We start from the raw sequence: 15,914 nt of genomic DNA on the forward strand, positions 1-15,914 counted from the left end.
TCCTGGCCGGATTGCTGCCGTATGAATAAACAGAACATTTGCCTGGGAGGAGCGGCTTATTAAACCGCTTTTCACCAAGGGCCCTTCACTGGGCGTGCGCCTGTTGGTGCTTGTCGTGCTATCGGTCGCGCTGATGGTGGTCGATGCCCGTTTCAGTCTGCTCAAGCCTGCACGCAGCCAGATGTCGCTGGTGCTGATGGACGCCTACTGGATCACTGACCTGCCTGGACGACTGTGGGAAGGTATTGCCAGTCAGTTTGGCAGCCGGACCGAACTCGTCGCCGAAAACGAAAAACTCAAGACCGAGAACCTGCTGTTGCAGGGACGCATGCAGAAGCTTGCCGCCCTGACCGAGCAGAACGTTCGGCTGCGCGAGTTGCTCAACTCTTCGGCACTGGTCAACGAGAAGGTCGAAGTGGCCGAGTTGATCGGTATGGACCCCAACCCGTTCACCCATCGCATCATCATCAATAAAGGTGAGCGCGACGGCGTGGTCCTCGGTCAGCCGGTACTCGATGCCCGTGGCCTGATGGGCCAGGTGGTCGAGTTGATGCCCTACACCTCCCGCGTCTTGCTGCTGACCGATACCACCCACAGCATCCCGGTGCAGGTGAACCGCAACGGGTTGCGGGCGATTGCCAGCGGCACCGGCAACCCGGAACGTCTCGAATTGCGGCATGTGGCCGATACCGCCGACATCAAGGAAGGCGATTTGCTGGTCAGCTCCGGCCTCGGTCAGCGTTTCCCAGCAGGTTATCCAGTGGCGACGGTCAAGGAAGTGATTCACGATTCCGGCCAGCCGTTTGCCATTGTCCGCGCCATTCCGACCGCTGCCTTGAACCGCAGCCGTTACCTGCTGCTGGTGTTCAGCGACAACCGTACGGCTGAAGAGCGCGCCAACGATGCCGCCCAGGCTCAGGAAAGCCTGGATGCACAGGGTGGTGGCCCGATCATTCCGGCGACAGTTCCGAAACTGGTCAACCCTGTAGCCCCCGCTGCACCGGCCGCCGCACCGGTAGCTCCTGCTACGGTGGCGCCCGCGGCCACTGCGCCAGTCAAGCCAGCCACCACGCCAGCCAAACCTGCGGCCACGCATCCTGCGGCGGCTAAACCGCCGGCGGCGCAACCCGCTGCCGCGAAACCTGCCGCCAAACCGCCAGTCTCCGTGCCGGCCACTCCAGTGGGGAGAGAATAATGGGCGGTGTAAAAGCATCCCGAAACGGCTGGATAGTCTGGCTGACATTTGCCGTCGGTCTGCTGCTGAGCGTTTCACCTCTGCCGCAATTCATGGAAATCCTGCGCCCGCTGTGGCTGGCCTTGTTGCTGGCATTCTGGGCGTTGAACCTGCCGCAGACCGTCGGGATGGTGACGGCGTTTTGCCTGGGGCTGGCTGAAGACGTGCTCTACGGTACCTTGCTGGGTCAGAATGCCTTGATCCTGACGCTCATCACCTACCTGGTACTGGCGCTGCAGCAACGTCTGCGGATGTTCCCGATGTGGCAGCAGAGCCTGGTGATCCTGGTGATCTTCGGCCTCGCCCAGCTTGTACAACTATGGCTCAGTGCCTTGACCGGCAATCGTCAACCGACGCTGGCGCTGGTACTGCCGGCACTGGTCAGTGCATTGCTCTGGCCCTGGATCAGTTTCGGTTTGCGCGGATTGCGTCGACGCTACAAAATCAATTAATTCGCTCAGGCATTGGACAGGGAGAGGTCTTGATGAAACGGTTGTACCTCGCCTCTGGCTCGCCGCGTCGGCGTGAATTGCTCACGCAGATCGGCGTTCCGTTCTCCGCCGTCAGTGCGGACATCGATGAAACCCCTGTACTCAAAGAATCCCCATCGGCCTATGTCGAGCGTCTGGCGCGCGGCAAGGCCGAAGCCGGGTGCGGCGGCGTCGTGTCTGAAGAACCGTTCTGCGTGCTCGGCGCCGATACCGCCGTGGTGCTCGATGGAAAAATTCTCGGCAAACCGGTTGATGAAGCGGATGCGTGCGCCATGCTGATGATGTTGTCAGGGTGTGAGCATGAGGTCCTGACCGCGATTGCAGTGCTCGATGGCGAACGTTGCGAGTCTCGGGTTGTCACCAGTCGGGTGCGATTTCGTGCTATCAGTCGCGATGAAGCCGCGGCCTACTGGGCCAGCGGCGAACCACGGGACAAGGCGGGCGGTTATGGCATTCAAGGACTGGGTGCGGTGTTTGTCGCCGGACTCAATGGAAGTTATTCAGCGGTAGTCGGACTACCGCTTTGCGAAACCGCGGAACTGCTCGGCCATTTCGGCATACCCTGTTGGCAACCCGGGAACGCGCTTTAAGCGTCGTCCTGAACAGATGCGGCCATTATCGTGAACATGCCTGAACGAGACCCTGCCATGAGTGAAGAGATCCTGATCAACATCACGCCGATGGAGTCGCGCGTGGCGGTGGTCGAAAACGGTGTCCTGCAAGAGGTCCACGTCGAGCGTACGCAAAAGCGCGGGATCGTCGGCAACATCTATAAAGGCAAAGTCGTGCGGGTATTGCCGGGGATGCAGGCGGCATTCGTCGATATCGGCCTGGATCGTGCCGCATTCATTCATGCGTCGGAAATTTCCCTGCGCGAAGGTCCGGCGGTCGAGAGCATCAGTGCACTGGTGCACGAAGGCCAGAGCCTGGTGGTGCAAGTGACCAAGGACCCGATCGGTTCCAAGGGCGCACGCCTGACCACTCAGCTGTCGATCCCTTCGCGTTACCTGGTGTACATGCCACGCACGGCCCATGTCGGCATTTCCCTGAAGATCGAAGACGAGGCCGAGCGCGAGCGACTCAAGCAAGTGGTCACTGATTGCGTGGCCAAGGAAGGGATCAAGGAAGCCGGCGGTTTCATTCTGCGCACGGCAGCCGAAGGCGCCGGCGCCGATGAAATCCTCATGGACATCCGCTACCTGCGAAGGCTTTGGGACCAGATCAGCGCCCAGATCAAAACCATCAGCGCGCCCAGCGTGATCTACGAAGACCTCGGTTTGGCGCTGCGCACCCTGCGTGATCTGGTGAGCCCGAAAATCGAGAAGATCCGCATCGACTCCCGGGAAACCTTCCAGAAAACCACGCAATTCGTCGCCGAATTGATGCCCGAGATTGCCGACCGTCTGGAGCATTACCCGGGCGAGCGGCCGATTTTTGACCTGTATGGCGTCGAAGACGAAATCCAGAAGGCTCTCGAGCGCAAGGTCCCGCTCAAGTCCGGCGGTTATCTGGTGGTCGACCCGGCTGAAGCCATGAGCACCATCGACGTCAACACCGGGGCGTTCGTCGGCCATCGCAACCTCGAAGAAACCATCTTCAAGACCAACCTCGAAGCCGCGACAGCCATCGCTCGTCAATTGCGCCTGCGCAACCTTGGCGGAATCATCATCATCGACTTCATCGACATGGAAGATGAAGAACACCAGCGCCAGGTGTTGCGCACGCTCGAAAAGCAACTGGAGCGCGATCACGCCAAAACCAACATCATCGGTATCACCGAACTGGGCCTGGTGCAGATGACCCGCAAGCGCACCCGCGAAAGCCTTGAACAAGTGTTGTGCGAGCCGTGCAACGCCTGTCAGGGGCGCGGCAAGCTCAAAACCCCGGAAACCGTTTGCTACGAAATCTTCCGCGAAATCCTGCGTGAAGCACGCGCCTATCAGGCGGAAGGCTATCGTGTATTGGCAAACCAGAAAGTGGTGGACCGCCTGCTCGACGAAGAGTCGGGCAACGTCGCCGAACTGGAGGGGTTTATCGGGCGCACCATCCGCTTTCAGGTCGAAACCATGTATTCCCAGGAACAATACGACGTGGTGCTGCTCTGAAGCGTATCGTTTTGATTGTTCGAGAATGGCTGGCCTCAGCTTTTTGCAAAACTTTTGCCATGGGGGCCACCTGACATGGACCGTCTGACACGCATTTTGGCCGCACTGACCCGCTGGGGTCTGGGCCTGTGCGCGTTGGTTTTGGTGTTGATGGCGCTCTACGTCAGCCTGGGCCGGGAGCTGACGCCGTTAGTCGCCGAGTACCGTGCCGACATCGAAACCAAAGCCAGCGATGCCTTGGGCATGCCGTTGCAGATCGGCGAGCTCGAAGGCAACTGGAGTGGATTCGCCCCCATACTGATGGCGCACGACGTGACGGTCGGCGAGGGCGCCAATGCCTTGCACCTGGATCAGGTGCGCGCGGTGCCGGACCTTTGGGCCAGCCTGCTGGCACGTCAGGTACGCATCGCTCATCTGGAGCTCAGCGGCCTGAAGATCAGCGTCAAGGAGGGTAACGACGGTCAATGGGCGCTGGAAGGTTTGCCGGTACAGCAGGACCAGCCAACCGATCCGGAACAGCTGCTCAATCGCATGCAGATGATCCAGCAACTGTCGGTGCTCGACAGCCAGGTGACCTTGCAGCCGTTTGCGCAGTCGCCGCTGACCCTGACTTATGTCGGCCTGAATCTGAAAACCGGGGCGTCGCGGCAGCGACTCGACGCCCGCCTGACCCTGCCCGACGGCCAGCCCGTGGCCATGAGTCTGCGCACCCGCATTCGAGCCAGTCAATGGAGGGACGCTGAAGCCGAGGTTTACCTGAGCCTGCCGCAAAGCGACTGGTCGAAGTGGTTGCCCGAGCGAGTGACCCAAGAGTGGAGTTTCTCTGAGATCAAAGCCGGCGGCGAGCTTTGGCTGACCTGGGGCAAAGGTGCCCTGCAAAGTGCTGCGGTCCGTTTGAATGCACCACAACTCAAGGGTGCCTACGCCGAGCGCAAGCAGATCCAGATCAACAATCTGGCCCTGAACGGCTACTTCCAGCGCAGTGCCGAAGGCGCGTCAGTGACTTTCGATTCCCTGGCGATGAACCTTGGCGAGACCCGCTGGGAAACGCATTTGCAACTCAAGCAAAACGCGGCCACTGATAAAACCGAAGAGCTCTGGCGCCTGCAAGCCGACCGGGTCGATCTCACTCCGCTGACCCCGCTGCTCAACGCGCTGGCGCCGTTGCCAGAAGGTCTTGCCACGGTCGTCGAGCGGCTCAAAGTCACGGGCAGCCTGCGCAACGTGCTGGTCGACTTGCGCCCCAATGCCACAGACGACAGCAAGTTCGGCTTTGCCGCCAACCTCGACCAGGTAGGCTTCGATGCCTATCACGGTGCGCCGGCGGCGCGAAATGTCAGCGGCAGCATCAGTGGTGACCTGGGGCGCGGCGAATTGCGTATGGACAGCAAGGATTTCATGCTGCATCTGGACCCGATTTTCGCCAAGCCATGGCAGTACATTCAGGCCAATGCGCGGCTGACCTGGAAGCTCGATAAAGAAGGTTTCACCCTGATCGCGCCGTACCTGAAGGTGCTGGGCGAGGAAGGCAAGATCGCCGGCGACTTCCTGATTCGCCTGCACTTCGATCACACCCAGGAAGACTACATGGACCTGCGGGTCGGCATGGTGGATGGTGACGGTCGCTACACCGCCAAGTACTTGCCGGCAGTCCTCAGCCCGGCGCTGGATGAATGGCTGCGCACGGCGATTCTCAAGGGCGCGGTGGACCAAGGCTTCTTCCAGTATCAAGGGTCGCTCAGCCATGGTGCCGCGGACGTCGATCGCAGCATCAGCCTGTTCTTCAAGGTTCACGATGCCGAACTGGCCTTCCAGCCGGGCTGGCCCCATGTCAGCAAGGTCAGCGGCGATGTGTTTGTCGAAGACAGCGGCGTGCGGATTCTGGCCAGCAAGGGCCAGTTGCTCGACACGCAGGTCAGCGATATCTACGTCAACATTCCCCATGTGCCTGCCGGGCAGAACGTTCATTTGTTCCTCGATGGCGGGTTTACCGGCGGTTTGGGCGATGGCCTGAAAATCCTCCAGGACGCGCCGATCGGTACCGGGGCAACCTTTGCCGGGTGGGAAGGCGAGGGTGATCTGCAAGGCAACTTGAAGCTGGATATTCCGCTGGCGAAAGGCGAGGAGCCGAAGATCCTCGTCGATTTCAAGACCGCCAAGGCACGCTTGAAACTGGCTGAACCTGTGCTGGAGCTGACCCAACTCAAAGGTGATTTCCGTTTCGACAGTGCCAAGGGCCTGAGTGGGCAGAACATCAGCGCACGGGCGTTCGACAAGCCGGTCACCGCACAGATTTTTGCCGACGGCAGCCCGGGTAAGCTTAATACCCGGGTGACCGCGTCGGGCCAGGTCGAGGTCAGGAAACTGACCGACTGGCTGAAGGTGACCCAGCCTCTGCCGGTGAGTGGCGTGATCCCTTATCAACTGCAACTGACCCTGAATGGCGCCGACAGCCAATTGCTGGTCAATTCCAATCTCAAGGGCGTGGCCGTCGATTTGCCTGCGCCGTTCGGCATGACTGCCGATGCCGGGCGCGACACGACGTTCCGTATGACCTTGCAGGGTGACGAACGGCGCTATTGGGTCAACTACGCGGACCTGGCGAGTTTCACGTTTGCCGCCCCGGCCAGCAATTTCGCCGACGGTCGCGGGGAATTGTTCCTCGGTGGTGGCGAGGCTGTGTTGCCTGGCACCAAAGGCCTGCGGATAAAGGGTGTGTTGTCGGAGCTGGACGTTGGCCCGTGGAAGGATCTGGTGGATAAATACGCCGGACAGGACCCCGGCGGCAGCGCCAAGCAATTGCTCAGCGGCGCGGATTTCAAGGTGGGCAAGCTCAGCGGTATCGGCACCACGCTCGATCAGGCCTCGATTCAGCTGGCGCGCAAACCTTCCGCCTGGGCGCTGCAACTCGACAGCCAGCAGATCAAGGGCAGCGCGAACCTTCCTGATTCGAAGGCCACGCCGATCATGATCAATCTGCAAACCGTGCGCCTGCCCGCACCGGACCCGGCCGTGCTGGCCGATGAAAACTCGCCGGATCCGCTGGCGTCGGTGGACCCGACGATAATCCCTGCGATGGACATCACCATCAATCAGTTATTCCAGGGCCAGGATCTGGTGGGGGGCTGGTCGCTGAAGATTCGTCCGACGGCCAAGGGCATCGTGTTCAACTCGCTGGACCTGGGCCTCAAGGGCATGCTGTTGGTGGGCAGCGGTGGCTGGGAAGGCGCGCCTGGCGCCAGCAACAGCTGGTACAAGGGACGCATCAGCGGCAAGAACCTCGCCGATGTACTCAAGGGCTGGGGTTTTGCGCCAAGCGTCACCAGCCGGGACTTTTATATGGATGTCGATGGCCGCTGGCCCGGATCGCCGGCCTGGGTGGCGACCAAACGATTCTCCGGCTCGCTCGATGCGACGCTCAATCAGGGCCAGTTCGTCGAGGTCGAAGGCAGTGCCCAGGCGCTGCGGGTATTTGGTTTGCTCAACTTCAACTCCATCGGCCGGCGCCTGCGCCTGGACTTCTCCGACCTGTTCGGCAAAGGTCTGAGTTATGACCGGGTCAAGGGGCTGCTGGTTGGGACCAATGGGGTGTATGTCACCCGTGAGCCGATCCGGCTGACCGGCCCGTCGAGCACCATCGAACTCGACGGCACCCTGAACATGGTGGCCGATCAGATCGATGCGAAACTGATGGTAACCTTGCCGGTGACCAATAACCTGCCGATTGCCGCACTGATCGTCGGTGCACCCGCGGTCGGCGGAGCGCTATTCCTGATCGACAAGCTGATCGGTGACCGGGTCTCCCGTTTCGCCAGTGTGAAGTACACGGTCCAAGGGCCGTGGAAAGAACCGAAAATCACCTTCGACAAGGCTTTTTGAAAAGCCATCCTTCGGACCTATGGAGTAGCATGGCCGTAACTCCCCTGTAGGAGCTGCCGCAGGCTGCGATCTTTTGATCTTGTTTTTCAGAAGCAAAATCAAAAGATCGCAGCCTGCGGCGGCTCCTACGGTTATGCGTTGATTTCAATCAAGGAAAGGGCCATGTCTGTAGCGGTGATTCAAATGGTCAGCCAGAGCGATGTGCTGGCTAATCTGGCCCAGGCCCGTCGACTGCTCGAGCAAGCGGCCGCCGGTGGCGCGAAGCTCGCGGTATTGCCGGAAAACTTCGCCGCCATGGGCCGGCGCGACGTTGCCGACATCGGGCGCGCCGAAGCCTTGGGCGAAGGCCCGATCCTGCCCTGGTTGAAACAGACCGCACGCGACCTCAAGTTATGGATTGTGGCCGGCACGTTGCCGTTGCCGCCGGTGGATCAGCCGACGGCGAAAGCCCATGCCTGTTCATTGCTGGTCGATGACCAGGGCGATACGGTGGCGCGCTACGACAAGCTGCACCTGTTCGATGTGGACGTGGCGGACAATCGTGGCCGTTATCGTGAATCCGATGACTATGCTTATGGCAACGGAGTGGTTGTGGCGGACACACCGGTCGGCCGGGTTGGCCTGACGGTCTGCTATGACCTGCGCTTTCCCGAGCTGTACAGCGAATTGCGCGCGGCCGGCGCGGAACTGATTACCGCCCCTTCGGCCTTCACCGCGGTGACCGGCGCGGCGCATTGGGATGTGCTGATACGTGCGCGAGCCATCGAGACGCAATGTTATGTGCTCGCCGCGGCCCAGGGCGGGACGCATCCGGGGCCGCGGGAAACCTTTGGCCATGCCGCCATCATCGACCCATGGGGCCGGGTACTGGCGCAACAGGATCAAGGCGAGGCCGTGCTGCTGGCCGAACGCGACAGCAATGAACAGGCGTCCATCCGGGCGCGGATGCCGGTGTCCAGTCACCGGCGATTTTTCTCGCAGGGCGCCCAGCGACCTGCATCAGAACGACGAATTTAAGGCGTAAAGCATATGAGCGAGTTGTTGTCCTCAGTCAGTGAACACCTGCTGGCGCCCGGTGGCGTCACGATCGAGAGCCTGCAAGGCGTGCTCGGCGACTTGGCCGGGCCAGGCATCGATGCCGCCGACCTGTATTTCCAGGGGCAGATCTCCGAGTCCTGGGCGCTGGAAGACGGCATCGTCAAGGAAGGCAGCTTCAACCTTGACCAGGGTGTCGGCGTGCGCGCGCAATCGGGTGAAAAAACCGGTTTTGCCTATAGCAATGCTATTACTCTTGAAGCCCTGGGCGCGGCGGCGCGTGCCGCCCGTTCGATTTCCCGGGCCGGGCAGCACGGCACCGTACAGGCATTCACCAGCCAGGACGTCGCGCAGTTGTATGCGCCGGACAATCCCCTGGAAGTGCTGACCCGTGCCGAGAAAGTCGATTTGCTCAAGCGAGTCGACGCCGCGACCCGCGCCCTCGACCCACGCATCCAGCAAGTCACCGTGAGCATGGCCGGTGTCTGGGAGCGGATTCTGGTGGCTTCCACCGATGGCGGTCTGGCGGCGGATGTGCGGCCGTTGGTGCGCTTCAACGTCAGCGTGATCGTCGAGCAGAACGGTCGCCGCGAGCGCGGCGGTCATGGCGGTGGCGGGCGGACCGATTACCGTTATTTTCTTGGCGAAGACCGCGCCATGGGCTATGCCCGTGAAGCGTTGCGTCAGGCACTGGTCAACCTTGAAGCCATCCCGGCACCGGCCGGTACCTTGCCGGTGGTGCTCGGTTCCGGCTGGTCGGGTGTGCTGCTGCATGAAGCCGTCGGTCATGGCCTGGAAGGCGACTTCAACCGCAAGGGCAGCTCAGCTTATAGCGGGCGCATGGGCGAGATGGTCGCATCGAAGCTGTGCACCATTGTCGATGACGGCACCCTGGCCGGTCGCCGCGGCTCGTTGAGCGTCGACGACGAAGGCACGCCGACCGAGTGCACCACGCTGATCGAAAACGGCGTACTCAAAGGCTACATGCAGGACAAGCTCAACGCGCGCCTGATGGGCGTGGCGCGTACCGGTAACGGCCGTCGCGAATCCTACGCGCACCTGCCGATGCCGCGCATGACCAACACCTACATGCTCGCCGGCGAAAGCGACCCGGCGGAAATCATCGCCTCGGTGAAGCGCGGCATCTACTGCGCCAACCTGGGTGGTGGTCAGGTGGACATCACCAGCGGCAAGTTCGTGTTCTCCACCAGCGAGGCGTACCTGATCGAGGACGGCAAGATCACCGCTCCGGTCAAGGGCGCGACCCTGATCGGCAACGGGCCGGAAGCCATGAGCAAGGTGTCGATGGTCGGTAATGACCTGTCGCTGGACAGCGGTGTGGGCACGTGTGGCAAGGATGGGCAATCGGTGCCGGTGGGTGTCGGCCAGCCAACGCTGAAGATTGATGCGATCACCGTGGGTGGCACGGGCGCATAAGGATAGGGACATCTCCTGTAGGAGCTGCCGAAGGCTGCGATCTTTGCCTTTTTTAATGATCAAAAGATCGCAGCCTTCGGCAGCTCCTACAAGAGCTTCGGAGAATTAACGCAGACCGCGTTGAGTCTCGTCCAGCTCACGGATGTACTTGAAGATTTTACGGCTGGAAGCAGGAGGCTTGTTTTGCGCAACCTCATGCTGGGCCTGACGGATCAGGGAACGCAATTGCTGGCGGTCCGCGTCCGGGTAGTCGACGACGAATTTCTCCAGAACGGCATCGTCGCCCGCGATCAGACGATCGCGCCAGCGCTCCAGGTTATGGAAGCGTTCGTTGTATTGACGGGTGGAGGCATCGAGTTGATCGAGCAGAACCAGAATGGCGGTAGTGTCCTGATCGCGCATCAGTTTGCCGATGAACTGAAGGTGCCGTTTACGCGCGATGTTCGCGGTGTGCTTGGGCGCATCGGCCAGAGCCCGACGCATTCCGTCGGTCAAGGGCAGTTTTGCCAGCAAGTCAGGCTTGAGTGTTGTAAGGCGCTCGCCAAGGTCAACCAGAGCATGCAGCTCGCGTTTAACCTGGGATTTGCTTTTTTCTCCCGTATCGAGGGAGTCGTCGTAAGAATCAACCATGGTGGCCGTCCGCAAAGAAACGCCGCCATGATAACCAGTCGGGGGCCGCTTGTCCGGCCCGGTCGCTCGATGACCGTTACCGAAAGCAGAATTTGAGTGGAGAACAGCATGAGTGCAGTTGAAAGCGTCGGCCCACAAGCGTTGCCGGCACTGCAGGAACAAGTCGAGCAGATCATCGCTGAAGCCAGGCGCCAGGGCGCCAGCGCCTGTGAAGTGGCGGTGTCACTGGAGCAGGGCTTGTCGACCACGGTGCGTCAGCGTGAAGTCGAAACGGTAGAATTCAACCGCGATCAGGGTTTTGGCATCACCTTGTACGTCGGTCAGCGCAAAGGCTCGGCCAGCACATCGGCCAGTGGTCCGGAAGCGATTCGCGAAACCGTCGCCGCGGCACTGGCCATCGCCAAACACACTTCGGAAGACGAAGCCTCGGGCCTGGCGGATGCCGCGCTGATGGCGCGGGATATTCAGGATTTCGACCTGTTCCACCAATGGGACATCACTCCGGAACAAGCCATCGAACAGGCCTTGGCCTGTGAAGCCGCGGCGTTTGCTGCCGACAGCCGGATCAAGAACGCTGACGGCACCACTCTCAGTACCCATCAGGGTTGCCGCGTTTATGGCAACAGCCACGGGTTTATCGGTGGTTACGCATCGACTCGTCACAGCTTGAGCTGCGTGATGATCGCCGAAGCGGACGGCCAGATGCAGCGCGATTACTGGTACGACGTGAACCGCCAGGGCAATCTGCTGGCCGATCCGGTCAGCATCGGCCAGCGTGCCGCGCAACGGGCGGCGAGCCGTCTGGGAGCGCGTCCGGTGCCGACTTGTGAGGTGCCGGTGCTGTTTTCCGCAGAGTTGGCCGGGGGCCTGTTTGGCAGTTTCCTGTCGGCGATTTCCGGCGGCAGCCTGTATCGCAAGTCTTCGTTCCTTGAGGGCACTCTCGGCCAGAAGCTGTTTCCGGAGTGGCTGACCATCGACGAACGTCCGCACTTGATGCGAGCCTTGGGCAGCGCGGCGTTCGATGGCGATGGCCTGGCAACCTACGCCAAACCGTTCGTCGAAAAAGGCGAGTTGGTGTCGTACATCCTCGGTACCTACTCCGGCCGCAAGCTCGGCATGCCAAGTACGGCCAACGCCGGCGGCGTGCACAACCTGTTCGTCACCCATGGTGATGAAGACCAGGCGGCCTTGCTGCGGCGCATGGGACGCGGACTGTTGGTCACCGAGTTGATGGGCCAGGGGCTGAACATGGTCACCGGCGATTATTCCCGGGGCGCGGCGGGTTACTGGGTCGAGAACGGCGAAATCCAGTTCGCGGTCCAGGAAGTGACCATCGCCGGCAACATGCGCGATATGTTCAAACAGATCGTTGCCGTGGGTAACGACCTGGAACTGCGCAGCAACATTCGCACTGGTTCGGTGTTGATCGAGCGGATGACGGTGGCGGGTAGCTAAGCTCAGACCGTTGCATAAAAAAGGCGCGCCACCCAATGGGTGGCGCGCCTTTCTTTTGATGTTTATTCGCCTTCGTCGAAGTAGTTATTGATCAAGGCTACCAGCGCGTCCATCGCTTCCTTTTCCTGCTCGCCTTCCGTGCTCAGATGGATTTTGGTGCCCTTACCGGCAGCGAGCATCATCATGGCCATGATGCTTTTGCCATCTACTGTGGATTCAGGTGTGCGTCCTACCCTGATCGTGCAGTCCTTGAACTGGCCGGCGACCCCGACGAATTTTGCAGAAGCACGGGCATGCAGGCCCAGCTTGTTGATGATTTCGATTTCCAGAGCAGGCATCGCGATGTGAATCCTTTAGCTGAGGTCGCGGTGGCGAACCTGGACGTTCTTCAGGGATTTTTGCAGCGCCTGCCCCAGACGCTCGGTCAGGTAGACGGAGCGGTGATGTCCGCCAGTGCAGCCAATGGCAATGGTGACATAGGCGCGGTTGCTGGCGGCAAAACGAGGCAGCCACTTTAGCAGGTATGTGGAAATGTCCTGGAACATCTCTTCGACATCCGGCTGTGCCGCCAGGTATTCGGCAACCGGTTGATCGAGCCCGGACTGCTCGCGCAATTCCGGTTTCCAGTAAGGGTTGGGCAGGCAACGCACATCGAACACCAAGTCGGCGTCCACCGGCATGCCACGCTTGAACCCGAAGGATTCCACCAGGAACGCAGTGCCCGGCTCGGGCTGATTCAACAGACGCAGTTTGATGGCGTCGCGCAGCTGGTACAGGTTCAGGCTGGTGGTGTTGATCTTGAGATCGGCGAGGTCGGCAATCGGCCCGAGCAGGTCGCTCTCGACGCTGATGGCTTCGGCCAGCGAGCGGTTGGCGTTGGTCAGGGGGTGACGACGGCGGGTTTCCGAGAAGCGCTTGAGCAAGGTTTCTTCGTCGGCATCCAGGTACAGCACATCGCACTGGATGTGGCGGTTGCGGACTTCTTCGAGCAGATCGGGGAAGCGTGACAGGTGGCTGGGCAGGTTGCGCGCATCAATGGAAACGGCGACCAGCGGCTGTAGCAGCTCGGTATGAATCAAGGCTCGTTCGGCCAGTTCCGGCAGCAGACCGGCAGGCAGGTTGTCGATGCAGTAGTAGCCGTTGTCCTCAAGAACGTCGAGGGCGGTACTTTTACCTGAGCCGGAACGGCCACTGACGATGATCAAGCGCATGATTACTGACCGTTTTGCTCGTCCAGGACAACCTGATACAGGGCTTCGTTGCTTGCAGCATTACGCAGTTTTTCGCGAACTTCCTTGCGGTCGAGCATGCTGGCGATTTGTCGCAGCAGCTCAAGGTGCGCATCGGTGGCGGCTTCCGGGACCAGCAATACGAACAGCAAGTCAACCGGCGCGCCGTCGATGGCGTCGAAGTCGATAGGGGCGTCCAGGTGCATCAATGCACTGATGGGTGAAACACAGCCCTTGAGACGGCAGTGTGGAATAGCGATGCCGTTGCCAAAACCGGTGGAGCCGAGTTTTTCACGGGCAATCAGTGCCTCGAAGACATCTTGCATCTCCAGGGCCGGCACTTCGCGGGCGATCAGATTGGCAATTTGCTCGAGGGCTTTCTTTTTACTGCCGCCCGGCACGTTCACCAGGGAACGGCCGGGGGTCAGGATACTTTCAAGTCGGATCATGGGTTGGGAGTGTTAACGACCGGTTGCACCCTGGAGGAGGCTCTGGGTCTTTTCCTTATGCTTTTTGAGTTGTTTATCCAGCTTGTCGGTGAGTGCGTCGATCGCGGCGTACATATCGGTATGTTCCGCGTTGGCGACCACTTCATTCCCGGGAATATGCAGCGTGGCTTCGATTTTCTGCTTCAGTTTTTCGACGGTCATCGTGACCTGCACATTAGTGATCTTGTCGAAATGTCGCTCCAATCGTTCGAGTTTTTCGCCGATGTAGGTGCGAAGAGGTTCGGTCACTTCCAGTTGGTGTCCACTGATGTTGACTTGCATACAGCTTCTCCTTCGTTGCCAGTGCATAAAGCGGCAGGCAGAAATGCCTGCCACTGGAACGCTGTGGCGTGGCTCTACATCAACCGCTTGCGTTCGCTCGAAGGCGCGATCCCGAGGGATTCGCGGTACTTGGCGACGGTGCGGCGAGCCACCTGAATGCCTTGTGCCTCCAGTAAACCAGCGATCTTGCTGTCACTCAATGGCTTTTTCTGATTTTCCGCGGCAACCAGTTTTTTGATGATCGCGCGGATCGCCGTGGACGAGCATTCGCCGCCTTCGGAGGTGCTGACGTGACTGGAGAAAAAGTACTTCAGTTCATAAATGCCCCGGGGGGTGTGCATGAACTTCTGGGTGGTCACCCGTGAAATCGTCGACTCATGCATGCCGACCGCTTCGGCGATGTCATGCAGGACCAACGGCTTCATGGCTTCGTCGCCATATTCGAGGAAACCACGCTGATGCTCGACGATCTGGGTGGCAACCTTCATAAGGGTTTCATTGCGGCTTTGCAGGCTCTTGATGAACCAGCGGGCCTCCTGCAACTGATTGCGCATGAACGTGTTGTCGGCGCTGGTGTCGGCGCGGCGCACGAAACCGGCGTACTGGGCGTTGACCCGCAGCCGTGGCACCGACTCCTGATTCAGCTCCACCAGCCAGCGCTCGTTGTCCTTGCGCACGATAACGTCAGGAACGACATACTCGGCTTCGGTGGACTCGATCTGCGAACCCGGGCGCGGGTTAAGGCTCTGGACCAGCTCGATGACCTGGCGTAGTTCATCTTCCTTGAGCTTCATGCGGCGCATCAGTTGGCTATAGTCGCGGCTGCCAAGCAAGTCGATGTAATCGGTGACCAGGCGCTTGGCCTCAGCCAGCCAAGGGGTCTTGGCGGGTAGCTGGCGCAATTGCAGCAGCAGGCATTCGCCCAGGTTGCGGGCGCCGATGCCGGCGGGCTCGAATTGCTGGATGCGATGCAGGACCGCTTCGATTTCGTCCAGTTCGATGTCCAGTTCCGGATCGAAGGCGTCGAGGATTTCCTCGAGGGTTTCGTCCAGGTAGCCCTGATTGTTGATGCAGTCGATCAGGGTCACGGCGATCAGGCGATCGGTGTCGGACATCGGGGCCAGGTTCAGTTGCCACAGCAAGTGGCTTTGCAAGCTTTCGCCGGCCGAGGTACGGGTGGTGAAGTCCCACTCGTCGTCGTCATTGCTGGGCAGGCTGCTGGCGCTGGTCTGGTAAACGTCTTCCCACGCGGTGTCGACGGGGAGTTCGTTGGGGATGCGCTCGTTCCAGTCACCCTCATCGAGGTTATCAACCGTCGGGGCGGTTTCCTGGTAGGAGGGTTCCTGGATGTCGGTGTTGGGCTTCTGTTCGGCGTTGTCGGCCAAGGGGTCGGTGTTATCGAAGTCGTCGCCTTCTTCCTGGCGTTCGAGCATCGGATTGGACTCCAGGGCCTCCTGGATTTCCTGTTGCAGGTCCAGGGTCGACAATTGGAGCAGGCGGATAGCCTGTTGCAGCTGCGGTGTCATCGTCAGCTGCTGGCCCATTCTCAAGACTAGCGATGGTTTCATGGCAGGGGCTTAACACCTTATTCGCCGGCGCACACGCGCCATCCACTACAGGGCGCCGGGGCGCCAAACATAAGCAAATTA

Annotated in this window: 14 protein-coding genes; 8 read left to right on the plus strand and 6 right to left on the minus strand. The window is 60.4% G+C overall.

Going from position 1 to position 15,914, the window contains the following annotated elements; all coding sequences use genetic code 11:
• Positions 1–58 precede the first annotated feature (58 nt).
• From mreC to tldD, 7 genes are all read left to right on the plus strand, one after another.
• Positions 59–1,195: a rod shape-determining protein MreC gene (gene mreC, locus AC1D19_RS11085; RefSeq protein ID WP_477763333.1), complete on the plus strand. Its 1,137-nt coding sequence runs from the start codon at positions 59–61 to the stop codon at positions 1,193–1,195.
• The gene (mreD, locus tag AC1D19_RS11090; RefSeq protein ID WP_007970244.1) at positions 1,195–1,686 is read left to right on the plus strand and encodes a rod shape-determining protein MreD; all 492 of its coding nucleotides are present in this window, start codon (positions 1,195–1,197) and stop codon (positions 1,684–1,686) included. The genes mreC and mreD overlap by 1 nt, the downstream gene beginning before the upstream one ends.
• 32 nt (positions 1,687–1,718) lie before the next feature.
• Positions 1,719–2,315 carry a Maf family protein gene (locus AC1D19_RS11095; protein WP_477763217.1) on the plus strand — a complete coding sequence of 199 codons (597 nt, stop codon included), beginning with the start codon at positions 1,719–1,721 and terminating at the stop codon, positions 2,313–2,315.
• A 57-nt stretch (positions 2,316–2,372) separates the two neighbouring features.
• Entirely contained in the window at positions 2,373–3,830 is a 1,458-nt protein-coding gene (gene rng, locus AC1D19_RS11100) for a ribonuclease G (RefSeq protein WP_007970246.1), read from the plus strand.
• Positions 3,831–3,905: 75 nt separating this feature from the next.
• The gene (locus AC1D19_RS11105) at positions 3,906–7,709 is read left to right on the plus strand and encodes a YhdP family protein (RefSeq protein ID WP_477763218.1); all 3,804 of its coding nucleotides are present in this window, start codon (positions 3,906–3,908) and stop codon (positions 7,707–7,709) included.
• Between the two features lie 162 nt (positions 7,710–7,871).
• Complete coding sequence (locus AC1D19_RS11110; RefSeq protein WP_477753408.1) at positions 7,872–8,726, plus strand: carbon-nitrogen hydrolase family protein; 855 nt, start codon at positions 7,872–7,874, stop codon at positions 8,724–8,726.
• Between the two features lie 12 nt (positions 8,727–8,738).
• Positions 8,739–10,181, plus strand: coding sequence for a metalloprotease TldD (tldD, locus tag AC1D19_RS11115; RefSeq protein WP_218429285.1), 1,443 nt, complete (start codon positions 8,739–8,741; stop codon positions 10,179–10,181).
• 105 nt (positions 10,182–10,286) lie between these two features.
• Here the strand turns inward: tldD and yjgA are convergent, their stop codons facing one another.
• On the minus strand, positions 10,287–10,811 hold the full coding sequence (yjgA, locus tag AC1D19_RS11120) for a ribosome biogenesis factor YjgA (protein WP_057716427.1): 525 nt from the start codon (positions 10,809–10,811) through the stop codon (positions 10,287–10,289).
• A 108-nt stretch (positions 10,812–10,919) separates the two neighbouring features.
• Here yjgA and pmbA point away from each other — a divergent pair, with 108 nt between their 5' ends.
• The gene (pmbA, locus tag AC1D19_RS11125) at positions 10,920–12,266 is read left to right on the plus strand and encodes a metalloprotease PmbA (protein WP_008018721.1); all 1,347 of its coding nucleotides are present in this window, start codon (positions 10,920–10,922) and stop codon (positions 12,264–12,266) included.
• Between the two features lie 62 nt (positions 12,267–12,328).
• On the opposite strand, the gene AC1D19_RS11130 is transcribed toward pmbA, so the two are convergent.
• The 5 genes from AC1D19_RS11130 to AC1D19_RS11150 all read right to left on the minus strand — a co-directional run bounded on the left by AC1D19_RS11130 (position 12,329) and on the right by AC1D19_RS11150 (position 15,833).
• Positions 12,329–12,604: an HPr family phosphocarrier protein gene (locus tag AC1D19_RS11130; RefSeq protein WP_008046141.1), complete on the minus strand. Its 276-nt coding sequence runs from the start codon at positions 12,602–12,604 to the stop codon at positions 12,329–12,331.
• Positions 12,605–12,619: 15 nt separating this feature from the next.
• Positions 12,620–13,477: an RNase adapter RapZ gene (rapZ, locus tag AC1D19_RS11135; protein ID WP_477753410.1), complete on the minus strand. Its 858-nt coding sequence runs from the start codon at positions 13,475–13,477 to the stop codon at positions 12,620–12,622.
• Between the two features lie 2 nt (positions 13,478–13,479).
• Positions 13,480–13,944: a PTS IIA-like nitrogen regulatory protein PtsN gene (gene ptsN, locus AC1D19_RS11140; RefSeq protein ID WP_150718657.1), complete on the minus strand. Its 465-nt coding sequence runs from the start codon at positions 13,942–13,944 to the stop codon at positions 13,480–13,482.
• 12 nt (positions 13,945–13,956) lie between these two features.
• Entirely contained in the window at positions 13,957–14,265 is a 309-nt protein-coding gene (gene hpf / locus AC1D19_RS11145; protein WP_007941242.1) for a ribosome hibernation-promoting factor, HPF/YfiA family, read from the minus strand.
• Positions 14,266–14,339: 74 nt separating this feature from the next.
• Positions 14,340–15,833 (minus strand): RNA polymerase factor sigma-54, encoded by a 1,494-nt coding sequence (locus AC1D19_RS11150; RefSeq protein WP_477753411.1) that lies wholly within the window; start codon positions 15,831–15,833, stop codon positions 14,340–14,342.
• Between the last annotated feature and the right edge of the window lie 81 nt (positions 15,834–15,914).

The sequence above is a fragment of the Pseudomonas sp. P1_C12 genome (assembly GCF_056406435.1).

Coding starts and splice junctions, on each gene's coding strand:
- AC1D19_RS11110 (WP_477753408.1), top strand. CDS start 7,872: ATGTCTGTAGCGGTGATTCAAATGGTCAGCCAGAGCGATGTGCTGGCT.
- AC1D19_RS11095 (WP_477763217.1), top strand. CDS start 1,719: ATGAAACGGTTGTACCTCGCCTCTGGCTCGCCGCGTCGGCGTGAATTG.
- rng (WP_007970246.1), top strand. CDS start 2,373: ATGAGTGAAGAGATCCTGATCAACATCACGCCGATGGAGTCGCGCGTG.
- rapZ (WP_477753410.1), bottom strand. CDS start 13,477: ATGCGCTTGATCATCGTCAGTGGCCGTTCCGGCTCAGGTAAAAGTACC.
- yjgA (WP_057716427.1), bottom strand. CDS start 10,811: ATGGTTGATTCTTACGACGACTCCCTCGATACGGGAGAAAAAAGCAAA.
- AC1D19_RS11105 (WP_477763218.1), top strand. CDS start 3,906: ATGGACCGTCTGACACGCATTTTGGCCGCACTGACCCGCTGGGGTCTG.
- AC1D19_RS11150 (WP_477753411.1), bottom strand. CDS start 15,833: ATGAAACCATCGCTAGTCTTGAGAATGGGCCAGCAGCTGACGATGACA.
- pmbA (WP_008018721.1), top strand. CDS start 10,920: ATGAGTGCAGTTGAAAGCGTCGGCCCACAAGCGTTGCCGGCACTGCAG.
- tldD (WP_218429285.1), top strand. CDS start 8,739: ATGAGCGAGTTGTTGTCCTCAGTCAGTGAACACCTGCTGGCGCCCGGT.
- AC1D19_RS11130 (WP_008046141.1), bottom strand. CDS start 12,604: ATGCCTGCTCTGGAAATCGAAATCATCAACAAGCTGGGCCTGCATGCC.
- ptsN (WP_150718657.1), bottom strand. CDS start 13,944: ATGATCCGACTTGAAAGTATCCTGACCCCCGGCCGTTCCCTGGTGAAC.
- hpf (WP_007941242.1), bottom strand. CDS start 14,265: ATGCAAGTCAACATCAGTGGACACCAACTGGAAGTGACCGAACCTCTT.
- mreD (WP_007970244.1), top strand. CDS start 1,195: ATGGGCGGTGTAAAAGCATCCCGAAACGGCTGGATAGTCTGGCTGACA.